Source organism: Nonomuraea sp. B12E4 (assembly GCF_039871825.1).
GTDB lineage: Bacteria > Actinomycetota > Actinomycetes > Streptosporangiales > Streptosporangiaceae > Nonomuraea.
The window spans coordinates 281,634-303,981 of the sequence record NZ_JBDPME010000001.1 but is presented as its reverse complement, the minus strand read 5'-3'; the positions used below and the strand labels follow the sequence as shown (position 1 = coordinate 303,981).

Here is a 22,348-nt window from a genome sequence, read left to right as displayed (position 1 = left end):
CCATGGCCAAGTACTTCGAGTATCTGCACACGGTCGGTTTCGAGGAGACCAACATCGTGGGCAACGTCTACTACGTCAACTACCTGCGCTGGCAGGGGCGTTGCCGGGAGATGTTCCTCAAGCTGCACGCCTCCGACGTGCTCGCCGACCTGCAGGACGACCTGAAACTGTTCACGCTGAAGGTGGACTGCGAGTTCTTCGCGGAGATCACCGCCTTCGACGACCTGTCCATCAGGATGCGCCTGGTCGAGCTCGCCCAGACGCAGGTGGAGTTCAGCTTCGACTACGTGCGTCTGGACCCGGCCGGGGGGCCGGAGACGCTCGTGGCCCGGGGACGGCAGCGCGTGGCGTGCATGCGCGGGCCGAACACCAGAACGGTGCCCTCCAGGGTGCCGGATGCGCTCATCCGGGCGCTCGAACCGTACGCGGCGTAGTCAGGGATCGACAGGTAGGAGGCCGAGCGTGAAAGTGCATGACTCACCATTGTCGCTGGGGCTGACGGACGCCATGACGCTGCGGCGGGCGTTCGGCACCTTCGCCACGGGCGTCACGGTGATCACCACCGGTGAGCCCAACCCGCATGCCATGACCGCCAACTCCTTCACCTCCGTGTCGCTCGACCCGCCGCTCCTGCTGGTCTGCGTCGACCGCAGCGCGCTCATGCACCGGTACCTCAGTGAGGGCAGTTTCTTCGGGGTGTCGGTGCTGGCGGCCGATCAGGAGACGGCGGCCCGGCACTTCGCCAACCGGCTGCGTACGCTGGGCGCCGCCCAGTTCGACCAGGTCGACTGGCGTCCCGGGGATCTGACGGGCGTGCCGCTGCTCAGCGGCACGCTGGCCGAGTTCGAGTGCGAGATGTGGCGCTCCTACGACGGGGGCGATCACTCGATCTTCGTGGGGCGGGTGCTGTCGGTGGAACGCCCCACCGACCTCGACCCTCTGCTGGTCGCCCAGGGCAGGTTCCGCACGATCACCCCGGACTGGTACGAGGTGCCCTCGTGAGCGCTGCGCGGCGCGTGCCGCCGGGCCCACCGCTCACGGCGGGCCCGGGCCTGTTCAGGAAGCTCGCGACCGACCGGCTCGGCATGATGACGTACGCCACCCGCTACGGCGACGCCGTCAGGCTGCGCATCGGCCCCAAGGCGCTCTACTTCTTCAACCACCCCGACCACGCCAAGCACGTGCTGGCCGACAACGCCGGCAACTACCGCAAGGGGATCGGCCTGGTCCAGGCCCGGCGGGCCATCGGCGACGGGCTGCTGACCAGCGAGGGCGAGCTGTGGCGCAAACAGCGCCGCACCATCCAGCCGGTCTTCCAGAACAAGCGGATCGCCGGTCAGGCCGGGGTGATCGCCGCGGCGGGGGCGGCCCTGGTGGACCGGCTCCGCGCGCACGAGGACGGCCTGCCCGTGGACGTGGCCGGTGAGATGACGGGGCTCAGCCTGAACGTGCTCGGGCGCACCCTGCTCGACGCCGACCTGGGCGGCTTCGAGTCGATCGGCCACTCCTTCGAGGCCGTGCAGGACCTGGCCATGTTCGAGATGGTCACGCTGGGCACGGTGCCGTTGTGGACGCCGCTGCCCAAGCAGCGCCGCTTCTGGACGGCCGACCGGGACCTGCGGCAGGTGGTCGACCACCTGGTCGCCGACCGCCTGGCCCGCGGCGCGGACGGTGACGACGTGGTGTCCAGGCTGATCGCCTCGACCGCCTCGGAGCCGGACCCGGCGGTCGCCAGGAAACGCATGCGGGACGAGCTGGTCACCATCCTGCTGGCCGGGCACGAGACGACGGCCAGCACGCTGTCATGGACCTTCTACTTCCTCGACCGGCATCCGGAGGTGCGCCGGCGGCTCCAGGCCGAGGCCGTCGAGGTGCTCGGCGACCGGCTGCCCGGCTACGACGACCTGCGCGATCTCACCTACACCGCGATGGTGGTGCAGGAGGTCATGCGGCTGCGGCCGCCCGTGTGGATGCTGCCCCGCCAGGCCGTGTCCGACGACGAGGTGGGCGGATACCGGGTGCCGGCCGGTTCGGACGTGCTGATCAGCCCGTACACGCTGCATCGGCACGCGGCCTTCTGGACGGATCCCGAGCGGTTCGACCCGGACAGGTTCGACCCCGCACGGCCCGCCACCCGGCCGCGTTACGCCTATATCCCGTTCGGCGCCGGTCCGAGGTTCTGTGTCGGGAACCACCTGGGAATGATGGAGGCCACGTTCGTGATCGCCATGGTGGTCCGCGATCTGCGGCTCGCCCTCGTGCCCGGCTACCGGGCGGAGCCCGAGCCGATGCTCTCGCTGCGGGTGCGCGGCGGGCTGCCGATGACCGTGCACGCAGCGAGGCCCGCGCAGGTCGGAGCCTGAGCGGGCCTCGCGGCTGTGGGTGGATCCCCTGGCCGGGGGCCTCAGTCGTACAGACCGGGATTGGACAGCAGGTCGCGCATCGCGAGCAGGGCCGGGGGGTCCATCGGACGCATCGGCCTGAGCTGCAGGTCGACGCGCGCGACGGGGGCGTCGTGCCGCACGGTGATGGGGCCGTGGCGGCCGACGCACAGCGCCCGGTCGCCGCCGGGGGGATGGTTCAGGGTGTCCTCCCGGCCGGCCGCGACCGACTGGGCGATCAGGTGCCACTCGCCTTCTGGCACATCGAGCAGCAGGAACGGCCCCGGCTGGGGCAGGACGGTGTAGGCGACCGGCCGGCCCTCCATGATGCGGTGCGGGAACATGCCGGCGAAGATGGGCCGGTCGGGCAGCGGCGACAGGATGGCACCGCGGACCACCCGCGTGCCGCCCTCGGCCGGGCCGTGACCGTTGACGTGCCCGTTGACCCGGCCATTGGCCTGGCCGTTGTGCCGGCCGTTGATCTGGCCGTTGATCCGGCCGTTGTGGTGGTGGCCGTTGCCCAGGAACTTCGGCTGCGGCGCGCCCATGGACTGGCGGTAGACGGTGGGGGCGGTCCCCACGCTGCCGGTGAAGCGCGAGCTGAACGTGCCCACGCTGGAGAATCCCACCCGGTGACTGATCTCGGTGACGGTCAAGGAGGTGGTCACGAGCAGGCGCTTGGCCTCCTGCAGCCGGACGGCCGACAGGAAGCGGCCGGGCGACAGCCCGGTGGCCCGCTGGAAAACCCTGGAGAAATGGAACTTGCTGAACATCGCCCTTCTGGCGAGGTCGTCAACAGTCAGCTCATCTCCCAGGTTTTCGTACATTAATTCAACGGCTCTCAGGACGGCTTCTTCTATGTCTCTCTCCATTGCCCCTCCCCCGCGTGTTAGGGCTTCTGCTCCGGCACCCTTTTCGATGGGGGTGGAAAGGTGCGGGCTCAGCTCTTCTATATGACACGCCGCGAGGGCGGAAAAATGCTGCACAGCACCGGGCAGCGACCGGTTCGTTTATGTCTGGCCGCGGTCGCGTGGGCGACCCGGACCCATGGAGTGCTCGGCGGACCCGCCGGTCCGCGGGTACGGCAGAATGCGTCGCAACGGGCGCTCGCGGTGCCGGGGCCGCCGCTCGTGCGGATAGCCGAGCGAGACCTCCTCGAAGCGCACGCCGTCGTGCCAGCTCGTTCTGGGGATGTGCAGGTGGCCGTAGACCACCGCGGTGGCCCGGTAGCGCAGATGCCAGTCCGCGGTGCCCTCCGTGCCGCACCACTGCGCGAACAGCGGGTGGTAGAGCACGTCGGTGGGCTCGCGGACGAGCGGGAAGTGGTTGACCAGAACCGTGGGCAACCGCGGGTCACGGGCGGCGAGCAGGCGCTCGGTCTCCCTGAGCCGCGCCTGGCACCAGTCAGCGCGGCTCGGGTACGGATGCGGGTGCAGGAAGAACTCGTCCGTGCAGATGACTCCCGATTCGCGTGCCATGGCGAGCGCCTCGGCCCTGCTGAGGTGCGCGGGCCTGAAGGTGTAGTCGTACAGGACGAACAGCGGCGCGACCGTGACCGGCCCACCCGCACCCCGCCAGACGGGGTAGGGGTCCTCCGGCGTGATCACGCCCAGCCGCCTGCACAGCTGCACCAGTTGCCGGTAACGGTCGTCACCGCGCAACTGGCTGGCGTCGTGGTGCGGGGTCCAGAGCTCATGGTTGCCCGGCGCCCACACCACGGTCTCGAAACGCTCGTTGAGCAGGCCGAGCGCCCACTCGATGTCGGAGATCCGCTCCCCGACGTCGCCGGCGACCAGCAACCAGTCGCCGTCGTCGTCCGGCCGCAACCCCTCGACGAAGGCTCGATTCTCCGGATAGGCGACATGGAGATCGCTGATCGCCAGCAGGCTCCCGTCGGTTCCCTTGGAATCGTCCACGCCGCGATGCTAATCGCTAGGGCGATTTATCCGGAATTAGTCCGGGCAATTTCTCGGGTCTGGCCTCGCCGAGCGTGGGGGCTCCGGGGTCGAATAGGGGTTGCCGTTTGGTATATAAAGGACAATTCTGGTTGTACCCCGCAGAACACCCATAAATGCCTATCATTCTGCGACTGTCATGATGAAGTGTAACCTAATGGCGACGACGTTGGACGAGGAATTCACCCGCTACGTCAAGACGACCAGGCCGACGCTGCGGCGTATGGCCTTCCGGCTTTCCTCCGACTGGTACGAGGCCGACGACCTCGTCCAGCGTACGCTCATCGCCATTTACCGCCGATGGGAACTCCTGCACAGCCACGACAAGATGGCCCGCTACACGTACGCGATCATGACTCGGTTGCTCATCAGCGACCGGCGGGCCCACCGCTGGTCGCGTGAGGTCCTGTACGACCTGCCACCAGAGCCTCCACCGCTGCCCGACCCCTACCGCCCGCTCGACGACCGGCTCCGGCTCCTCGACGCCCTGGCGGGCCTCGCACCCCGGCAGCGGACCGCCGTCGTGTTGCGTTACTGGGAGGACCGCAGCGTGGAGGAGACGGCCAGGGTCATGGGCAGTAGCTGCTCGACGGTGCGCAGCCAGACTGTCCGGGCCCTGGCCGCTCTCCGTTCGGCCCTGGAGGGCGGCCAGGAGGAGGAGCCACCCGCGACGCCACCGCTGGAGCAGGCGGACGGCGAACCCCAAGGAAAGGCCCCAGGGAAAGGGGAAGGACCCGTATGCCATTGCCAACACGGGATAGCATCCTGACCATCGAGGCGTTCGCGGACACCATAGTCCCCGGCGAGAAGCGGACGCCGGACGACCGGGCCGTCGCGGGCGCGGCGCCGGACGGCGGTGCCGTCGCGGCCGGCGCGCTCGACCTGCTGCAGTGGTCGGCGACGGGGGTCCACGACGGCCTCGACGACTTCGCGCGGGCCCTGGACGGGCACGCCCTCGACTACGCGGGCGAGCACGGGCTGGACCTCGACGAGGACGTCCCGCCGTTCGTCGCGCTGCCGTTCGAGCACCGCACGGCGCTCGTCCAGCGGGTGACCACGCCGGGCCACCGGGAGAAGCCGCTGTGGATCAGCCTGGCCCTGTTCTGCTACATGGCCTATGACTCCGCGGCCCATCTCAACACCGCCGAGGCGCTCGCCGCGGGCCATCCGGGGCTGACCGCGCTGGGCATCTACCAGCCCGACGCCGACGGCCTGTGGCGGTTCCCCGACTTCTCCTACGGCCGCAAGCTCGCCGACCCGCATCCGGACACCATTCCCACGGGGAGCCTGCCATGACCAGTACCGAACGCACCGACGTCCTCGTCGTCGGCAGCGGCTTCGGCGGCGCGATCGCGGCCTACCACCTGTCGGCCGGCGGCGCCCGCGTGGTGGTGCTCGAACGCGGCCCGTGGCTGACGGGCGAGGACTTCGAGCACGACTTCAAGCTCGGCTCCTCCTACACCCGCGCCTTCGACTTCGTCGTGGGCGACGGCATGAGCGTGCTCGGCGGCAACTGCGTGGGCGGCGGCAGCGTCGTCTACTTCGCCGCGATGCCGCGCGCCCCGCGTTTCGTCTTCGAGCGGCACGGCAGCATCGGCCGGCGGATGTGGCCCGCCGCCGTCAGCCGCTCCACCCTCGACCCCTGGTACGACCGGGTGGCCGAGTCGATCCCGGTCACCACGCAGGACTGGAACGACGTCACCTACGCCGGCGGGCTCTGGGCGGCGGCGTGCGCCCACTCGGGCCGCACCGCCAACCCGGTGCCGGTGGCGATCGACAACGACACCTGCGTCAACTGCAACTGGATGATGTCCGGCTGCCGCTTCGACGCCAAGCGCTCGCTGCTGACCAACTACCTGCCCGCGGCCATCGCGCACGGCACCCAGGTCCGGCCACTGCACGAGGTGCAGCGCGTCTCCAGGACCGACGACGGCTACTACCGGGTCCACTACGACCTCATCGACGATGAGGACTACCGGCTCAGGAGCGCGGGCGGCACCATCGACGCGAAGATCGTCGTACTGGCCGCGGGAGCCGGCGCCACCCCCGTGATCCTGCAGCGCAGCGAGGCGGAGCTGGGCTCGATGCCGCACGCCGTGGGCCGCTACTTCTCCGGCAACGGCGAGCGGCTCAACACCGCGGTGTTCGACGAGGACAAGGTGCGCGAGGTGCTCGGGCTGTCGCGGGCCGGCGGCCTGGCCTACGAGGCCAACCAGATCGGCAAGGGACCGACCGTGGCCAACTGGGACCGGCTGGACGGCTCGCTGCCCGAATACACCCGCTACTCGCTCGAACAGCTGTACTTCCCGCCCGGCCTCGGCACCGTGCTCGCCCAGGTGCCGCCCGAGGGGGACGGCCCCACCTGGTTCGGCGTCAGGAAGAAGGAGATGCTGGCGCGCTGGCGCTCCTGGCTGATCATCTTCCAGATGATCGAGGACGACAACGAGGGCGTGTTCGGCCCGCCGCCCGCCACCGGCAACGCCGACCGGCTGTCGCAGCAGATGCTGGGCGTGGGCAGCCTGCGCTACAACCCGTCGGAGACCACGCTGCGGGCCTGGGCCATGGCGGACGCCGAGGTGAAGGAGATCCTGGAGCGCGACGGGCTGGCCACCGTCACGGCCTGGACCAACGACGTCATCGGCGCCTACACCGTCCACCCGCTGTCCTCCTGCCGCATCGGCGACGACCCCGCCACCTCGGCGCTGGACGACCGGCACGAGGTACGCGGCCACCCCGGCATCTTCGTCACCGACGGCTCCGCCGTACCCGGGGCCCTGACCGTCAACCCCGCGATGACCATCGCCGCGCTCGCCGAGCGTGCCGTCCCCGCCATCGTGGCGGCGGCGCGCGAGCGGGGCGTCGAGGTCTCGTACGGGGCACCCGCGCCCGACGGGGGCACCAGCGGGCGGCGGGGAGTGGCCGGCCAGGTGGCGGGCCTGCTGCGCAGATAGGAGCCCCGCGATGGGTGAGATGCTCTCCAAGGCGACACTGCCGGGCGTGCTGGCCCAGATCCGCCACGTGACCCCGGTGCGCCCGGCCACCGCCCAGGGGCTGGTGGCCCAGGTGTACGCGCAGGTGGAGCGGGAGTTCGGGATGCTGGCACCGCCGGTGATCCTGCACTCCCCCGCTCCCGAGGCGCTGGCCGCCTCCTGGGCCATGCTGCGGGAGTCGCTGATCGCCGACGGCACGCAGTGCAGGGAGGCCAAGGAGGCGGTGGCCGCCGAGGTGTCGCGCGCCAACGCCTGCCCCTACTGCGTGGACGTGCACCAGGCCACGCTGGAGGCTTTGCTGCGCTCCCGCCCGGCCTCTGGCGGTGGATCGGCCCCGGCCGGCGGCCCGCCCCCGGCGGGTGGATCGATCCCAACGGGTGGATCCCTCCCGACAGGCGGGTCAGGCCCGGCGGACGGATCGGTCCCGGTGGGTGGGCCGGCTCGCTCGCCCGAGCTGGTGGCGGTCACCGTGACCTTCCACTACCTCAACCGCATGGTCAACGTCTTCCTCGGCCCGTCACCGCTGCCGCCGCGGCTGCCCGCGCCGGCGCGCGGGCTCATGCTGCGGCTGTTCGGCCTGATCATGCGGCCGGCCGCGGCCAAGCCCAGGGTGCCCGGCGCGGCGGCCGCCCTGCTGGACCCGGCGCCGCTGCCGGCCGACCTGGGGTGGGCCCGCGACATGCCGCACCTCTCCCGTGCCTTCGCCGGCGCCGCCGCGGCCATCGACGCCGCGGGCCGCCGCTCGGTGCCGCAGGAGGTCCGCGACCTGGTCACGTCCTGCCTCAACGGATGGGACGGCACCCCGCCGGGCCCGAGCCGCGCCTGGCTGGCCGATCCGGTGTCCGGCCTGCCGCCGGCCCAGCGTCCGGCCGCCCGCCTGGCCCTGCTGACCGCCATGGCCTCCTACCAGGTCGACCAGGAGGTCGTGAACGAGTTCAGGCGCCAGGCGCCGAGCGACCTGACGCTCGTCGAGTTCACCGCCTGGGCGAGCCTGACCGCGGCCAGGCTCGCCATCTGGCGACCGCATTCCGACAGCCATCCGACTTCCCAGGAGAGGACGTAAGCATGAGCGACCTGGAGAACGTGCTGAGCGACCTGGCGGCCGACGGCGATCAACTCGATCGGCTGGTGTCCGGGCTGGAGCCGGCGCGGTGGCGGCTGCCCACGCCCGCGACCGGGTGGACCATCGCCGATCAGATCGCCCACCTGGCCTTCATCTTCAAGCTGGCCAGGCTGGCGGCCTCCGACCCCGAGGCCTTCCAGTACCTGATCAGGGACGCCGAGCACAACTTCGACGGCGCCGTGAACGCCGCCCTGGCCGACTACCGGGACGACTCGCCCGAGGTGCTGCTCGGCCGCTGGCGGGCCGAGCGGGCCGGCGCGGTGAGCGCGCTGGCCGCGGTGCCGCCGGACCAGACCGTGCCGTGGCTGGTCAACCCGCTGCCGCCCACCGTGCTCGGGAGCGCCGGGATCATGGAGCAGTTCGCGCACGGGCAGGACATCGCCGACGCGCTCGGGGCGCGCCTCGAGCGTTCCGACCGGCTCCGGTACCTCGTCATCTTCGCGGTCCTGACCAGGGACTTCGGGTATCTCACGCGCGGTCTGACGCCGCCCGCGGAGCAGTTCCGCTTCGAGATCAGCGCGCCGTCCGGCGAGCTGTGGGCCTACGGGCCCGCCGACGCCGAGCAGCGCGTCTCGGGGCCCGCGGAGGACTTCTGCCTGCTGGTGACCCGGCGCAGGCACCGCGACGACCTGCGGGTCACCGCGGTGGGTGCCGTGGCCGACCACTGGCTGGACATCGCCCAGGCCTACCGCGGCCCCGCGGGTTCGGGCCGTACCCCCGGTCAGTTCGACGACCTGACCGCGCGGGCCTGAGCGCGCGGGACCCGGGCCTGAGGCTCCGGCACGGCGGACCGGTCACGACCACCGCCGTCGCCGGAGCCTTTTTTGTCCATCACTTTCGCCTGCAGCATCCGGAAACGGGCGGCAGCTTCGTGCAGCGGATTTCCCTTTCGGGGCCTGCCCGCGGTGGGCCACCATAGCTATATCAGCAAGGCGGAAATGGCAAAGGGAAGCGCGAAGAGAAAGGGACGATATCGGAAGCGAGCGCCGGCGGGAGGGGGCGGGAGCCCTCCCGCCGGGGCCGTCACAACCAGATCGGCTTCTCCCGGCACCGCAACATACTCGAATCGTCGTCATGACCTGAACAACGCGTCGCCGTGACATCGTCGTCGCCGCGACCTCTACATATTGGGCGTCACAGTGGGGTGTTGCCGTGTTTGCGCTGCGGCCGCTGGCGGTGCTTGTTACGCAGCATCGCCAGCCCGCGGGCGACGGCCGAACGCGTGTGCACCGGGTCGATGACATCGTCGACCAGCCCGCGCTCGGCCGCGAAATGCGGGTGTACGAGCTGGTCGCCGTACTCGGCCACCAGCGCGGCGCGCAGCCCGGCCGGGTCCTCGGCGGCTGCCAGGTCCTTGCGGAAGATGACGTTCACCGCGCCTTCCGCGCCCATCACGGCGATCTCGTTCGTCGGCCACGCCAGTGACAGGTCGGCGCCGATGGAGCGCGAGTCCATCACGATGTACGCCCCGCCGTAGGCCTTCCGAACGATCACCTGGACACGCGGCACGCTCGCCTCGCAGTAGGCGTACAGCAGCTTGGCGCCGTGCCGGATGATGCCGGCCTGCTCCTGCTCGGTTCCCGGCAGGAAGCCGGGGACGTCCACCAGGGTCAGCAGGGGGATGTTGAAGGCGTCGCAGAACCTGACGAACCTGGCGGCCTTCTGCGAGGCCGCCGCGTCGAGCACCCCGGCCAGCACCAGCGGCTGGTTGCCGACCACGCCGACCACCTCGCCGTCGATCCTGGCCAGCGCGCAGATCACGTTGCCCGCCCAGTCCTGGTGCAGCTCCAGGAAGGCGCCGTCGTCGACCACCTCGGCGATGACGGCCCGCATGTCGTACGGCTTGTTCGGCTCCACGGGGACGATCTCCGCCAGCCTGGGCCGTACGTCCGTCACCGCGCCCCGGGGCGGCCCGCTCGGCGGGAGTTCGTGGTTGCTCGCCGGCAGCAGCGAGACGAGGTACCGCACGTGCTCCAGGCACCCGCGCTCGTCGTCGTGCACGAACGTCGACACACCCGAGGTACGGCCGTGCACCTCGGCGCCGCCGAGCTCGGCGTGGGTGGGACGCCGGCCGCTGACCGCCGCCACCACGTCGGGACCGGTCAGGTAGATGTAGGCGGTGTCGCGCACCATGAAGGTGAAGTCGGCCAGCGCGGCCGAGTAGGCGGCCCCTCCCGCGCACGGGCCGAGCACCACGCAGATCTGCGGGATGACGCCGGAGGCCTGCACGGTGCGCTGGAAGATCCCGCCGTAGCCGTTGAGCGACATCACCCCCTCCTGGATCCTCGCACCGCCGCTGTCGTTCAGCCCGATGAACGGCGAGCCCGTGGCCAGGGCCAGGTCCATCACCTTGTGGATCTTCGTGGCGTGTGCCTCGCCGAGCGAGCCGCCGAAGATGGTGAAGTCCTGCGCGTACACGAACACCCGGCGGCCGTGGACGGTGCCGGACCCGGTGATCACGCCGTCGGTGGACGGCCGCTGCTCCTCGATGCGCAGCCCGTGCGCCTGGTGCCTGCGGTACATGTCGATCTCGGTGAAGGACCCCTCGTCCAGCAGCAGGTCCAGCCGCTCGCGCGCGGTGCGCTTGCCCAGCGCGTGCTGGCGGTCCACGGCGTCGCGGTGGCCGGCGAGGATCCGGTCGCGGAGGCCGTCGCGCTGCTCGCGCAGCAGTCGCATGGACCGCTCCGGTCGCGCCCCGTTGGCGCCTGCGGGGGCGCTCCCGTTGGAGCCGTTGTCGAGGTGGCCGGTGGCGGGGCCGTCGGGGTCGCCGACCGGGCCGGGGACTGTGCCGAGTTCAGAGATGCTCACTGGTTCTCCTTCAGATCCAGTTCTCCTCCTTCGCCCGCAACGCCGCCTGGAAGCGGTTGACCGCGCCGAGCCGGGCCATGAGGTCAGCCACGTATCGGCGGTAGGTCCGGACCGAGACGTCGATCTCGCGGGCGGCGACCTCGTCCTTGTCGGCCGTGGCCATCACCGAGAGCACCCGCCGCTCCAGTTCGGAGAGCTGGGGCACCTCCGTGCTGGGCTCGGTGAAGTTACGCAGGTCCACGGCGTCGTTCCAGACGCCGTCGAAGTACGTGATGAGCTGGGAGACCAGGCCGGGCTCGCGTACCAGCAGGGCGCCGCGGTGGCTCTCCTTGGGATGGATCGCCACCACGGCCACGCTGTCGAAGATGACCATGCGGTCCATCTGGGCCTCGGTGATCCTGATCTGGGCGCCCAGGCTCGCCAGGTCGCGCAGGTAGGAGTCCATCAGCGGGTTGCCGAGTGCCGTGGGGTGGTAGACCTCCCGCACGGCCAGGCCGCGGCGGAGGTTACGGGTGGCCACCACCCGGCCGGTCTCGATGGCGCCCGGCGAGAGCGGTCCGCCGGGATGCAGCGCCAGGGTCTGTTCGTAGCAGAAGAAGCCGAGGTCGTCGATGCGCCGGCGGACCTCATCCAGCCCCTCCACCCGCTCGATGGCGAGCACCCCATGGGAGGACTCGCCGCCGCGCAGGTCCTCCTCCAGAGTGGCGATCACGTCCCGGGTCTCCAGGACCCGGCGGATCTCCATGTTGAGCTCGTCGAGACGCTTCTCGATGAGCCGCTCGATCCCGACCCTCGGCTCCGTGGCCACGACCCGGTGCCGGTCCTTGATGTCCAGCAGGCCCAGCAGCCCCAGTTCCTCCACGACGGCCTGGATCCGTTCCGGGTCCGCGTCGGCGAGCCGTTGCCTGGCCGAACCGACGCTGTCGCCGGGGTGCCGCAGGAAATACCGGTAGATCTCAACTGCTTCAGCTGAAACCCCGATGACAGCAATGTCCATGGCTCACCTCGACGCCGGCTGCGCGCTAAGTGCCCCTTGGCGTGTTCTGGTAGGCAGCCAGGCGCCACTGCCCGTCCTGCCGTACGATCACCCAGGTGGCACGGATGGCCCGCTCCTCGGACACCTCGGTCTCACCCGCCGCGAGCACGCCGCCCTCGGTGGTCAGGATCGCCGTGTCCGAGCCGAAGAACCGGAGGTCGATGACCTCTCCGGTCACCTTGGTGTTGCGGTAGGGCCCCGCGAAGGCGGCCCGCATGAACGCCTGGATGTCCTCCGCGCCCTTGCGGTAACGCCCGGGAAGGATCATGGTCCCGTCCGCGCTGAACACCTCGGCGAAGGCGGCCGCGTCCTGCCTGGCCCAGGCGGCGATGATCTTGCCTGGTACGGCGGCGACCGCGGCCCGATCGTCCGGGCTGACTCCGGCGGCGGCAGCGGGTGCGGGACTTGTCGTGGTCATGGCATGTCCTTTCACAGGTAGAGCGTGTTGGGGGCCAGGCCGCACAGGACCCGGCCGTACAGCTCCGCGTTGGTGTCGGGATGCATCAGGGCGTGCAGGCTGACCGCCTGCACGTCACGCGTGATGCGCTGGATCGGCTGGTCGGAGTAGATCGACGAGCCGCCGCTCGCCGTGGCCAGGATGTCCACGGCCTCCTTGCCCAGGCGGACCACCATGCCCATGTCGGCCCGTGCCTTGACGCGCTCCTCCACCGTCCACGGCGTCGCGTCCTCGCCCTTGCGGTCCACCAGCTCGGTGAGCCGCCGCACGTGGAACTCCGCCTGGTCGATCTTCACGGCGGCCTCGGCCACCTGCAGGTGGGTCAGCGGGGCCTGCGCCTGCGCCGCGTAGTCGGTGTAGGTGATCTTGCGCTGCGGCAGCCGCTCGAAGAACGCGTCCCAGGCCCCTCTGGCGAGCCCGAGCACGGTGCCGACGGAGGAGGCGGAGGCCACCGGCAACAGCGGCACGCGGTAGATCGGCCGCTCGGCGTTGAGCCGGGAGGCGACCTGGCCCTGCAGTACGGCGGGCAGCGGCAGCACGCGCGCGGCGGGCACGAACACGTCGACGGCGACCGTGCTCACGCTGCCCGTGCCCTTCAGCCCCGAGGTGTTCCAGTCGTCCACGATCCGCAGATCGGACATCGGGACCAGCCCGATGATCGGGTACGGCTCGCTGCCCTCGCTGACCAGGACCGCCACGATCATCTGCCAGTGGGCGTGCGTGGCGCCGCTGATGAAGGCCCACTTGCCGTTGAGCACGACGCCGCCCTCTGCGGGGGTGGCCATCGCGCTGGGGCTCAAGGTGCCGCAGACGCGTACGTCCGGGGTGGCGAACACCTCGTCCTGCACCTCGTCGGGGAAGGCCGCGGCCCCCCACGTGGCGATCCAGTAGACCGAGGTCACCCACCCGGCGGACCCGTCGCCGGCACCCAGCGCGGCGGCCACCTCGGCCACCGTGCGCGTGTCGGACTCGTACCCGCCGTAGCGGACGGGAGTGCGGAGCTTGAACATGCCCGCGTCGGTCAGCGCCTCGATCGTCTCGTCATGCAGGCGCCCGTTCTCCTCCGCCCACAGCGCGTGCTTCTGCAGCGTGGGGGCCAACTCGGACGCGCGGCCAACCAGCTGCTCCCGGGTCGGAATGTCGGTGCTCGGCACGGCTCCTCCTACAGGCATGCAGACGACAGGCACCCCTGTGTGGGGTCGTCATCCTGACGGTCGCAGCCCTCGATCGACCTGCGCACCTTCTGGATTGCCCATCCGGCAGCGCAACGTGCGAGTAGCCCCGTGAGCCGATCGGGTGCCAGCATCGATCAGAGAAATCAGGCCGAACAAGGGGAGCCGACGTGACCTTGCCACGGCACACATCCCGCCCGCTGACCGGCGAGGAATACGTCGAGTCCCTACGCGACTCGCGAGAGATCTACATCTATGGCGAGCGGGTGGACGACGTCACCACGCATCCCGCCTTCCGCAATCCCGTGCGCATGACGGCGCGCCTGTACGACGCGCTGCACGACCCCGACCTGAGCGGGGTGCTCACCGGGCCGACGGACACCGGGAGTGACGGATACACCCACAAGTTCTTCACCACCCCGCGCAGCGCCGAGGACCTGGTCGGGGCGCAGCAGGCCATCGCGGCCTGGGCCCGGTTGTCCTACGGCTGGATGGGCCGCAGCCCCGACTACAAGGCCTCCTTCCTGGGCACGCTGGGCGCCAACGCCGGGTTCTACGAGCCCTACTCCGACAACGCGCGGCGCTGGTACCGCGAGTCGCAGGAGAAGGTGCTGTTCTGGAACCACGCCATCGTGCACCCTCCGGTCGACCGCAACCGCCCGCCGGACGAGGTGGCGGACGTGTTCGTGCACGTGGACGAGGAGACCGACGCCGGGCTGGTGGTCAGCGGGGCCAAGGTGGTCGCCACCGGCTCCGTGCTCACCCACTACAACTTCATCGCCCACTACGGGCTGCCGGTGAAGGACAAGCGGTTCGCGCTGGTGGCGACCATCCCGATGGACGCCCGGGGCATGAAGCTGATCTGCCGCACCTCCTACGCCGCGACGGCGGCGGTGATGGGCAGCCCGTTCGACTACCCGCTCTCCTCCAGGCTGGACGAGAACGACACCATCCTCGTCCTGGACCGGGTCCTCATCCCCTGGGAGAACGTCTTCATCTACGGCGACCTGGGCAAGGTCCAGCTTTTCACCGCCCGCTCCGGGTTCCCCGAGCGCTTCACCTTCCACGGCGCCACCCGCCTGGCGGTGAAGCTGGAGTTCATCGCCGGCCTGCTGGCCAAGGCCCTGGACATCACGGGCACCTCGGACTTCCGCGGCGTACAGACCCGCCTGGGCGAGGTGCTGGCCTGGCGCAACCTGTTCTGGGCGCTGTCCGACGCCGCCGCGCGCAACCCCATCCCCTGGGAGAACGGCGCCGTGCTGCCCAACCCCGCCTACGGCATGGCCTACCGGTGGTTCATGCAGCTCGCCTATCCGCGGATCAAGGAGATCATCCAGCAGGACGTGGCCAGCGGCCTCATCTACGTCAACTCCAGCGCTGACGACTTCAAGAACCCCGACGTCCGCCCGTACCTGGACAAGTACCTGCGCGGCTCCAACGGCGCGGACGCCGTGGACCGGGTGAAGGTGATGAAGCTGCTGTGGGACGCGGTCGGCACGGAGTTCGGCGGCCGGCACGAGCTGTACGAGCGCAACTACTCGGGCAACCACGAGAACATCCGGGTGGAGCTGCTGCTCTCCCAGCTCGCGGCCGGGCAGGTGGACGGCTACAAGGCGTTCGCCGACGAGTGCCTGGCCGAATACGACCTGGAAGGCTGGACGGTGCCCGACCTGTCATCGTTCGAAGACCTCCGCCAGACCCGCAACACCCTCCTGAACGGCTGACCCCGCGACCGGCCTCCACCGTGCCGGCCTCCACCGTGCCGGTCGCAGCGGGCCGGTCGCAGCGGGCCGACTGAGACGGGCCGCTGTCTCCTGGCGGGCACTCGTGCGCGATGATCTTGCGCGCTCGTGCGCCATGGCCGCGTCCTGATCCCGCCGGCCGCCCTGGAGGTGCTGCGGCGCGGGGTCAACGGCCTGTCACGCGCCAGGTGAACGTGTCCGCACCGATGTCCCGCGATGGCCCCGGGCGCACCCGCGCGTCCGCCGGGCACCTGCCCGCGCGCTTCGCTGAGCACCTACGCGGGCGCACAGCGAAGCGCCCCGGCGGGCAGGGCCGGGGCGCTTCGTTCGTGGAGGAATGGCGGGGTGTCAGGCCGTGGCGGCGGCGCGGAGGGCGTCGGCGCGGTCGGTGGACTCCCAGGAGAACCCCTCGCGGCCGAAGTGTCCGTAGGCGGCGGTCTCCGAGTAGATCGGGCGCAGCAGGTCGAGGTCGCGGATGATGGCCGCCGGGCGCAGGTCGAACACCTGTGACAGCGCCTGCTGGATGGCCTCGACGGGCAGCTTCTCCGTGCCGAAGCACTCCACGAACAGGCCCACCGGGTGGGCCTTGCCGATCGCGTACGCGACCTGGACCTCGCAGCGGTCGGCGAGGCCGGCCGCCACGACGTTCTTGGCGACCCAGCGCATGGCGTAGGCGGCCGAGCGGTCGACCTTGGACGGGTCCTTGCCGGAGAAGGCACCGCCACCGTGGCGGGCCATGCCGCCGTAGGTGTCGATGATGATCTTGCGGCCGGTCAGCCCGGCGTCGCCCATCGGACCGCCGATCTCGAACCGGCCGGTCGGGTTGACCAGCAGCCGGTAACCGTCGGTCGCGAGGTCGAGGCCCGCCAGGAGCGGATCGACCACGGCCTCCTTGACGTCGGGGGCGAGCATCTCCCGCAGGTCTATCCCCGCGGCGTGCTGCGTGGAGACCACCACGGTGTCGAGGCGGACCGGCGTGTCGCCGTCGTACTCGATCGTGACCTGGGTCTTGCCGTCGGGGCGCAGGTAGGGCACCGTGCCGTCCTTGCGCACCTCCGACAGGCGCTTGGCCAGGCGATGGGCCAGCGTGATCGGCAGGGGCATCAGCTCAGGGGTCTCGCGGCACGCGAAACCGAACATCAGGCCCTGGTCGCCGGCGCCCTGCCGGTCGAGCTCGTCCACGTCACCGTCGACCCGGTGTTCGTAGGCGTAGTCCACGCCCTGGGCGATGTCCGGCGACTGCGCGCCGATGGACACCGACACGCCGCACGAGGCGCCGTCGAAGCCCTTGTGGGAGGCGTCGTAGCCGATGTCGAGGATCTTGTCACGGATGATGCCCGGGATATCAACATAAGTCTTGGTGGCCACCTCACCCGCGACGTGCACCTGGCCCGTAGTGATCAGCGTCTCGACGGCGACCCGGCTGCGCGGGTCCTCCTTCAGCATGGCGTCGAGAATCGCGTCGCTGATCTGGTCGGCGATCTTGTCCGGATGGCCCTCGGTGACCGACTCGGAGGTGAACAGGCGCCGAGTCATGATGCGGAACTCGCAAGCCGGCTGCCACGGAGCGGCAACGCGCGGGTGGGACACGTCCTCTGTGCGATTCTCATCAGCGCTCCCGAGCTCGTCGATTTTCTCATCATGACCCGGCGCCCGCGGGCCGATCACCTCTGTGCTTGCCGTGGCGCACCGGGGCGGGGCGTCACTCGCCTTCGGCACGCTCCTGCAGGACCCAGCCGTTGCCGTCGGGGTCGTCGAAAAAGACGAAGGAGTTCCATCTGCCGCCTGGCCCGTCCACGAGTTCGCTGCCCTCGTAGTGCTGGACCGGGCTGACGTTCACCTGCCGTTCCAGGAGTTCGTTCCTGGCGGCCTCGATGTCGGGCACCACGATCTGCAGGCCCTTCACCGTGCCCGGCGGCGGGCCGGCGATCCCGGTGTTCAGGTGAATCGAACAGGCCGAGCCCGGCGGCGTCAGTTGCACCATGCGTACGTCCTCGCTCACCTGGGAGTCGATGTCGACGCTGAAGCCGGCCTGCTCGCTGTAGAACTTCTTCGCCCGCTCCACGTCCGTGACGGGAATAGGCACCACTTCGAGCTTCCATTCCATGGACAGGTCCTTTCGAGTCGGGTACGGGTTGCGGGGAACAACCTCCTCTCGGGCGGGACTCGTTCTCGTGCGACCCACTCTGCACGGCTCGCCACCGGCGGGCCAGCCGAATCGCGGAGAACAAGCTGCCGCGGCTTTCCGGTTCCTGCCGACCGCCCGGCACAGCGCACGATCGCCGCTAGCGCGCCGCTCCGCGATCACCCACGATACGAGGCAACGCGTCCGACACATCGAGGGAGCGCCATGCGGTGGACCGTCAACTCCGAGCGAACCCTGTACCACGACCGATGGGTGCACCTCCTCGCCGCCGACGTGAGCGCGGGCGAGGGCCGGCTGGACCACCGGCTGATCAGGAGCCGGGACGGGGCCTCCGTACTGGCCGTCGACCGGGGCCGCGTCCTGATGATGTGGCGGCACCGCTTCATCACCGACAGCTGGGGGTGGGAGCTGCCGGGCGGCGGGATCGAGCGGGGCGAGGACCCGGCCGCCGCGGCCGCCAGGGAGCTGGAGGAGGAGACCGGCTGGCGGGCCACCGCGCCGCTGCGCCCGTTCATCCGCCTGCGCCCGCTGCCCGGTCTGTCCACCGTCAGGCACCACGTCTTCCGTACGGACTCCCCCGCGTACGCCGGCCCGCCGGTGGACGGGTTCGAGGCCGAACGCATCGCCTGGGTGCCGATCGCCGACCTGGACGGCCTCATCGACGGGGGCGACGTCTCCGAGGGCACGACGCTGGCCGCGCTGCTCCGCCTGCTCGCCGGTCCCCCGCCGGAATGCCGATGACAGGAAGCGGCCGTCCACCGGCAACTTTCTGAATTCCGCTCTTCTGGTTCGCGGCCCGCGCGCCACGCACAGTGGTCGTGAAAGGACCCACCACGACCCGGGAGAAGAGCCGATCAAATGCAACCTGTACCCGCCAGACTTCGCACATTGCCTTCGAATTCGTCACGGCCGCGTTTCTTGCCCGACCGGGAAAACCTCAAAGTGGCGGTCATCGGGTTCGGTTACGTCGGTTCGTGCATAGCGGCGACACTGGCCGATCGCGGCTTCGACGTCGTCGGCGTGGACACCGACCCCAGGCTGATCGACGAGCTGAACGCCGGGCACTGCCGGTTCCACGAGCACGGCCTGCCTGAACTGATCTTCCGCGGGATGGAGTCGGGACGGCTGCGCGTCACCACCGACCCGGCCGAGACCGGCGACGCCGACGTCGTGCTGATCGCGGTCGGCACGCCGATCCGCGACGACGGGTCCCTGGCCGACGACCAGCTACGCGCCGCGTGCCGGGGGCTGAGCCGTCACATCCGCCGGGGCCAGCTCGTGGTGCTCAAGAGCACCGTGCCGCCGGGCACGACCCGTGACGTGGTGCTGCCGCTGCTCGAGTCCGGCGGCCTGACCGGCGGGATCGACTTCGGGCTCGCCTTCACGCCCGAGCGCCTCGCCGAGGGCACCGCGCTGCAGGAGCTGCGTACGTTCCCCATCGTCGCGGGGGGACTCGGCCAGGACAGCGCGCGGGACGCGGCGGAGTTCTGGCGCCGCGCGCTGGAGGTCGAGGTGATCCCGCTGGACTCGCTGGAGTCCGCCGAGATCGTCAAGCTCGCCGACAACTGGTGGATCGACCTCAACATCGCCCTGGCCAACGAGCTGGCCAAGTTCTGCTCCCTGTACGGCGTGGACGTCCTGGACGTCATCTCCGCGGCCAACACGATCCCCAAGGGCAAGGGCAAGGTCAACATCCTGCTGCCCAGCGTCGGCGTGGGCGGGTCCTGCCTGACCAAGGACCCGTGGATGGTGTGGCGCTCCGCCCGCCGGCGCGGCGTGGACATCCTGACCGCCTCGGCCGGGCGGGAGGTCAACGCGGGGATGCCGGAGTACACGGCGGAGCTGATCCTCAACGAGCTGGCCGAGGAGGGCAAGGACCCGGCGTCCTCGAAGGTGGCCGTGCTCGGCCTGGCGTTCAAGAACAACACCGGGGACCTGCGGGCCACTCCGACGCTGGGCGTCGTGACGGCGCTGCGGAAGGCCGGCGTCGACGTACGCCTCTACGACCCGCTCGTGGACGCCACCCGCGCCGAGGAGCTGTTCGGCACGAAGCCCGCCGGGACCCTGGCCGAGGCCGCGCACGACGCGGACTGCGTCGCCGTCCTGGCCCTGCACCGGGAGTTCCAGGACATCGACTTCTCGATGCTGCCGGTCGCGAACACCTGCCTGGTGCTGGACGGCCGGGCCTACTACTCCAAGGAGAAGATCGAGTCGTTGCGCCGGCTGGGCTATCGCTACCGGGGAATCGGCCGGGGAGACTCCCTGGCCGGCCGCGGGACGGCGACGGTCACGCACCTCACGGAGGTGGCGGCATGAGCCGGGCGGTGGTCACGGGCGGGAGCGGCTTCGTCGGCAGCCACCTGGTGGAACGGCTCATCGCGCGCGGCGACGAGGTCACCGTCTTCGACGGCGCGCCGCCGTCGGAGCCGCTGGCCAGGGAGCACGCCAGGTTCGTCGAGGGCGACGTCCGCGACACGGCCAGGCTCGCCGAGGCCATCGGCCCGGGCGTGGACGTCGTCTACCACCTGGCCGCCGTGGTCGGCGTGGACCAGTATCTGGCCAGGCCGATGGACGTCATCGACATCAACTTCACCGGCACCAGGAACGTGCTGGAGCGGGCGCACCGTACCGGCTCCAAGGTCGTCCTGAGCAGCACCAGCGAGGTGTTCGGCAAGAACCCCGCGGTGCCGTGGCGCGAGGACGGCGACCGGGTGCTCGGCCCCACCTCGGCCGACCGCTGGTCCTACTCCTCCGGCAAGGCGCTGGCCGAGCACCTCACATTCGCCTTCGCCCGGCAGCACGGGCTGGCGGCCACGATCGTGCGCTACTTCAACGTGTACGGCCCCCGCCAGCGGCCCGCCTACATCGTCAGCCGGTCGATCCACCGGGCCCTCAACGGGCGCCCCATGGTGGTGTACGACCGGGGGGTGCAGACGCGCTGCTTCACCTTCGTCGACGACGCCATCGACGGCACCGTCCTGGCCGGCACCCGCCCCGAGGCGATCGGCGAGGCGTTCAACATCGGCAGCATGACGGAGACCACGGTGGGCGACGTCGTCAGGCTGATCGCCGAGCTCACCGGGTCGCAGGTGGCCGACGTCCAGGTCGACACGGCGGAACGGCTCGGGTCCGCGTACGAGGACCTGTCCCGCCGGGTTCCCGACAACACCAAGGCCCGTACGCTCCTGGGCTGGACCTGCGCGACCGAACTGGTCGACGGGCTGATCAAGACCGTCGAGTGGGCGCGCTCCAGCCCGCGGTGGCTCGACCTGCCCGACAGCGGCACCTCCTGACAGTGCCCCCGAAAAGACCACCGAAAGGACCACCGAAAGGGGCCCCCGGCAGGGGGCCCCGACAGCGCAAGCCAAGAGGTGTGGCGGCTGTCGCGCCGATGTGAGGATGCAGGTGCGGCTAGGGTGGGGGCGACCTGACAGCGCACCGGGTTTCCGGCGCGCGGCCAGGTGGGGGCACCCGCGCCGCACTACAGATTCCCGCGTCGCGAAGGTGGTCGGCCATGCAGGCTGCTGTCATCCCCGATGTCAACACCGCATGGGAGCTGCGTGAGATCCCCACGCCCCGGCCCGGGCCCGGCGAGGTGCTGATCAGGGTCCGCGCGTCCGGGATCTGCTACAACGACGTGCTGATCACCCGGGGCATCATCCCGTTCCCCGCCTTCGCCCCCGCCGTCACCGGGCACGAACCGGCCGGCGAGGTGGTGGAGGTGGGCGCGGGTGTCACCACCCGCCAGACCGGGGACCGGGTCGGCGTCACCTGGATCCAGGGGACGTGCGGCCGGTGCGACTACTGCGCGCTGGGACTGCCGGTGTCCGGACAGGCGGCGTTCCGCTGCGCGGCGCCCGCGATGACGGGGCTCACCGTCCCCGGCGGGCACGCCGAGTACCTGGTGGCGCCCGCGGCCGCCACGGTGCTGCTCCCCGACGGCCTGGACTACGAGCTCGCCGCGCCGGTGCTGTGCGCGGGCTACACGGCCTGGTGCGCCTTCAGCAAGGGCGCCCCGCGGCCCGACGAGCGCGTCGCAGTCCTGGGCGTCGGCGGGCTCGGGCATTTCGCCCTGCAGTTCTCGGCGGCCGCCGGGTTCGAGACCGTGGCCGTCACCCGATCCCCCGACAAGCACGCGGTCGCGCGCGAACTCGGCGCCGACCTGGTCGTCGGCAGCGGGGAGGAGCTGCTCGCGGCCGGCGGCGCGGACGTGATCCTGGTGACGGCTCCCTCCTATGCGGCCGCCACCGACAGCATGCGCGGGCTTCGCCTCGGCGGCCGGATCGTGCTGGCCGGGATCGACGGGCTGGAACCGTTCACGATCCCGCCGGACCTGGCCAGGCCGTTCTTCGCGCAGGGGCAGCAGGTGCTCGGCGCCACCCATGACGGCCCGAGCTACCTGCGGGAGGCGCTGCGCATCGTCGCCACCGGGAAGGTCCGGCCGCGGGCGGAGGTGTTCGGCAAGGAGCAGGTCGCCGACGCGCTGGACAAGGTGGCCAAGGGCGAGGTCAGGTTCAAGGCCGTCGTTACCTACTGAT

21 protein-coding genes are annotated in these 22,348 nt (G+C 70.7%); 13 read left to right on the top strand and 8 right to left on the bottom strand.

Annotation, left to right across the window (positions count from 1 at the left end):
• The first annotated feature begins 2 nt into the window (after positions 1–2).
• Genes ABGB18_RS01305 through ABGB18_RS01295 form a run of 3 tightly spaced genes read left to right on the top strand, consistent with a single transcriptional unit; the run spans position 3 to position 2,363 of the window.
• On the top strand, positions 3–434 hold the full coding sequence (locus tag ABGB18_RS01305; RefSeq protein ID WP_347693399.1) for an acyl-CoA thioesterase: 432 nt from the start codon (positions 3–5) through the stop codon (positions 432–434).
• A 28-nt stretch (positions 435–462) separates the two neighbouring features.
• Positions 463–1,002 (top strand): flavin reductase family protein, encoded by a 540-nt coding sequence (locus ABGB18_RS01300; RefSeq protein ID WP_347693398.1) that lies wholly within the window; start codon positions 463–465, stop codon positions 1,000–1,002.
• The gene (locus ABGB18_RS01295; RefSeq protein WP_347693397.1) at positions 999–2,363 is read left to right on the top strand and encodes a cytochrome P450; all 1,365 of its coding nucleotides are present in this window, start codon (positions 999–1,001) and stop codon (positions 2,361–2,363) included. Before ABGB18_RS01300 ends, ABGB18_RS01295 begins: the two co-directional genes overlap by 4 nt.
• 41 nt (positions 2,364–2,404) lie before the next feature.
• Here the strand turns inward: ABGB18_RS01295 and ABGB18_RS01290 are convergent, their stop codons facing one another.
• Positions 2,405–3,208, bottom strand: a complete 804-nt coding sequence (locus ABGB18_RS01290) for a helix-turn-helix transcriptional regulator (protein WP_347693396.1) — start codon at positions 3,206–3,208, stop codon at positions 2,405–2,407.
• A gap of 183 nt (positions 3,209–3,391) precedes the next feature.
• A complete protein-coding gene (locus ABGB18_RS01285) occupies positions 3,392–4,297 on the bottom strand; it encodes a metallophosphoesterase (protein ID WP_347693395.1) in 906 nt (301 codons plus the stop codon).
• Between the two features lie 196 nt (positions 4,298–4,493).
• Here ABGB18_RS01285 and ABGB18_RS01280 point away from each other — a divergent pair, with 196 nt between their 5' ends.
• The 5 genes from ABGB18_RS01280 to ABGB18_RS01260 are packed head-to-tail and all read left to right on the top strand — an operon-like array spanning position 4,494 to position 9,201.
• The gene (locus tag ABGB18_RS01280) at positions 4,494–5,105 is read left to right on the top strand and encodes a SigE family RNA polymerase sigma factor (protein WP_347693394.1); all 612 of its coding nucleotides are present in this window, start codon (positions 4,494–4,496) and stop codon (positions 5,103–5,105) included.
• Complete coding sequence (locus tag ABGB18_RS01275) at positions 5,081–5,632, top strand: DUF5987 family protein (protein WP_347693393.1); 552 nt, start codon at positions 5,081–5,083, stop codon at positions 5,630–5,632. Before ABGB18_RS01280 ends, ABGB18_RS01275 begins: the two co-directional genes overlap by 25 nt.
• A complete protein-coding gene (locus tag ABGB18_RS01270) occupies positions 5,629–7,287 on the top strand; it encodes a GMC family oxidoreductase (protein WP_347693392.1) in 1,659 nt (552 codons plus the stop codon). The genes ABGB18_RS01275 and ABGB18_RS01270 overlap by 4 nt, the downstream gene beginning before the upstream one ends.
• A gap of 10 nt (positions 7,288–7,297) precedes the next feature.
• Positions 7,298–8,389, top strand: a complete 1,092-nt coding sequence (locus tag ABGB18_RS01265; RefSeq protein ID WP_347693391.1) for a carboxymuconolactone decarboxylase family protein — start codon at positions 7,298–7,300, stop codon at positions 8,387–8,389.
• Between the two features lie 2 nt (positions 8,390–8,391).
• Positions 8,392–9,201, top strand: a complete 810-nt coding sequence (locus ABGB18_RS01260) for a TIGR03084 family metal-binding protein (protein ID WP_347693390.1) — start codon at positions 8,392–8,394, stop codon at positions 9,199–9,201.
• Between the two features lie 382 nt (positions 9,202–9,583).
• On the opposite strand, the gene ABGB18_RS01255 is transcribed toward ABGB18_RS01260, so the two are convergent.
• The 4 genes from ABGB18_RS01255 to ABGB18_RS01240 form a co-directional block, all read right to left on the bottom strand.
• Positions 9,584–11,125 (bottom strand): acyl-CoA carboxylase subunit beta, encoded by a 1,542-nt coding sequence (locus ABGB18_RS01255; protein WP_347694283.1) that lies wholly within the window; start codon positions 11,123–11,125, stop codon positions 9,584–9,586.
• Positions 11,126–11,267: 142 nt separating this feature from the next.
• Positions 11,268–12,254 carry a hypothetical protein gene (locus ABGB18_RS01250; RefSeq protein ID WP_347693389.1) on the bottom strand — a complete coding sequence of 329 codons (987 nt, stop codon included), beginning with the start codon at positions 12,252–12,254 and terminating at the stop codon, positions 11,268–11,270.
• A 25-nt stretch (positions 12,255–12,279) separates the two neighbouring features.
• Positions 12,280–12,711 (bottom strand): SgcJ/EcaC family oxidoreductase, encoded by a 432-nt coding sequence (locus ABGB18_RS01245; RefSeq protein WP_347693388.1) that lies wholly within the window; start codon positions 12,709–12,711, stop codon positions 12,280–12,282.
• An 11-nt stretch (positions 12,712–12,722) separates the two neighbouring features.
• Positions 12,723–13,904: an acyl-CoA dehydrogenase family protein gene (locus tag ABGB18_RS01240; RefSeq protein ID WP_347693387.1), complete on the bottom strand. Its 1,182-nt coding sequence runs from the start codon at positions 13,902–13,904 to the stop codon at positions 12,723–12,725.
• A gap of 188 nt (positions 13,905–14,092) precedes the next feature.
• Between ABGB18_RS01240 and ABGB18_RS01235 the strand changes: the two genes are divergently transcribed.
• Positions 14,093–15,646, top strand: a complete 1,554-nt coding sequence (locus tag ABGB18_RS01235) for a 4-hydroxyphenylacetate 3-hydroxylase N-terminal domain-containing protein (RefSeq protein WP_347693386.1) — start codon at positions 14,093–14,095, stop codon at positions 15,644–15,646.
• A 366-nt stretch (positions 15,647–16,012) separates the two neighbouring features.
• On the opposite strand, the gene metK is transcribed toward ABGB18_RS01235, so the two are convergent.
• Both metK and ABGB18_RS01225 read right to left on the bottom strand, forming a co-directional pair.
• The gene (gene metK, locus ABGB18_RS01230; protein ID WP_347693385.1) at positions 16,013–17,200 is read right to left on the bottom strand and encodes a methionine adenosyltransferase; all 1,188 of its coding nucleotides are present in this window, start codon (positions 17,198–17,200) and stop codon (positions 16,013–16,015) included.
• Between the two features lie 166 nt (positions 17,201–17,366).
• Complete coding sequence (locus ABGB18_RS01225) at positions 17,367–17,771, bottom strand: VOC family protein (protein WP_347693384.1); 405 nt, start codon at positions 17,769–17,771, stop codon at positions 17,367–17,369.
• 243 nt (positions 17,772–18,014) lie between these two features.
• On the opposite strand from ABGB18_RS01225, the gene ABGB18_RS01220 reads away from it, so the two are divergent.
• The 4 genes from ABGB18_RS01220 to ABGB18_RS01205 all read left to right on the top strand — a co-directional run bounded on the left by ABGB18_RS01220 (position 18,015) and on the right by ABGB18_RS01205 (position 22,347).
• Positions 18,015–18,551 (top strand): NUDIX domain-containing protein, encoded by a 537-nt coding sequence (locus tag ABGB18_RS01220; RefSeq protein WP_347693383.1) that lies wholly within the window; start codon positions 18,015–18,017, stop codon positions 18,549–18,551.
• Positions 18,552–18,728: 177 nt separating this feature from the next.
• On the top strand, positions 18,729–20,126 hold the full coding sequence (locus ABGB18_RS01215; protein ID WP_347693382.1) for a nucleotide sugar dehydrogenase: 1,398 nt from the start codon (positions 18,729–18,731) through the stop codon (positions 20,124–20,126).
• On the top strand, positions 20,123–21,103 hold the full coding sequence (locus tag ABGB18_RS01210; protein ID WP_347693381.1) for an NAD-dependent epimerase/dehydratase family protein: 981 nt from the start codon (positions 20,123–20,125) through the stop codon (positions 21,101–21,103). Before ABGB18_RS01215 ends, ABGB18_RS01210 begins: the two co-directional genes overlap by 4 nt.
• Positions 21,104–21,324: 221 nt before the next feature.
• A complete protein-coding gene (locus tag ABGB18_RS01205) occupies positions 21,325–22,347 on the top strand; it encodes an alcohol dehydrogenase catalytic domain-containing protein (protein WP_347693380.1) in 1,023 nt (340 codons plus the stop codon).
• The last annotated feature ends 1 nt before the right edge of the window (position 22,348 follow it).

Bases quoted from the DNA above. Each gene is read 5' to 3' on its own strand.
- ABGB18_RS01305 (WP_347693399.1), top strand. From the start codon at position 3: ATGGCCAAGTACTTCGAGTATCTGCACACGGTCGGTTTCGAGGAGACC.
- ABGB18_RS01290 (WP_347693396.1), bottom strand. From the start codon at position 3,208: ATGTACGAAAACCTGGGAGATGAGCTGACTGTTGACGACCTCGCCAGA.
- ABGB18_RS01280 (WP_347693394.1), top strand. From the start codon at position 4,494: ATGGCGACGACGTTGGACGAGGAATTCACCCGCTACGTCAAGACGACC.
- ABGB18_RS01270 (WP_347693392.1), top strand. From the start codon at position 5,629: ATGACCAGTACCGAACGCACCGACGTCCTCGTCGTCGGCAGCGGCTTC.
- ABGB18_RS01265 (WP_347693391.1), top strand. From the start codon at position 7,298: ATGGGTGAGATGCTCTCCAAGGCGACACTGCCGGGCGTGCTGGCCCAG.
- ABGB18_RS01260 (WP_347693390.1), top strand. From the start codon at position 8,392: ATGAGCGACCTGGAGAACGTGCTGAGCGACCTGGCGGCCGACGGCGAT.
- ABGB18_RS01255 (WP_347694283.1), bottom strand. From the start codon at position 11,125: ATGCGACTGCTGCGCGAGCAGCGCGACGGCCTCCGCGACCGGATCCTC.
- ABGB18_RS01250 (WP_347693389.1), bottom strand. From the start codon at position 12,254: ATGGACATTGCTGTCATCGGGGTTTCAGCTGAAGCAGTTGAGATCTAC.
- ABGB18_RS01245 (WP_347693388.1), bottom strand. From the start codon at position 12,711: ATGACCACGACAAGTCCCGCACCCGCTGCCGCCGCCGGAGTCAGCCCG.
- metK (WP_347693385.1), bottom strand. From the start codon at position 17,200: ATGACTCGGCGCCTGTTCACCTCCGAGTCGGTCACCGAGGGCCATCCG.
- ABGB18_RS01225 (WP_347693384.1), bottom strand. From the start codon at position 17,771: ATGGAATGGAAGCTCGAAGTGGTGCCTATTCCCGTCACGGACGTGGAG.
- ABGB18_RS01220 (WP_347693383.1), top strand. From the start codon at position 18,015: ATGCGGTGGACCGTCAACTCCGAGCGAACCCTGTACCACGACCGATGG.
- ABGB18_RS01210 (WP_347693381.1), top strand. From the start codon at position 20,123: ATGAGCCGGGCGGTGGTCACGGGCGGGAGCGGCTTCGTCGGCAGCCAC.
- ABGB18_RS01205 (WP_347693380.1), top strand. From the start codon at position 21,325: ATGCAGGCTGCTGTCATCCCCGATGTCAACACCGCATGGGAGCTGCGT.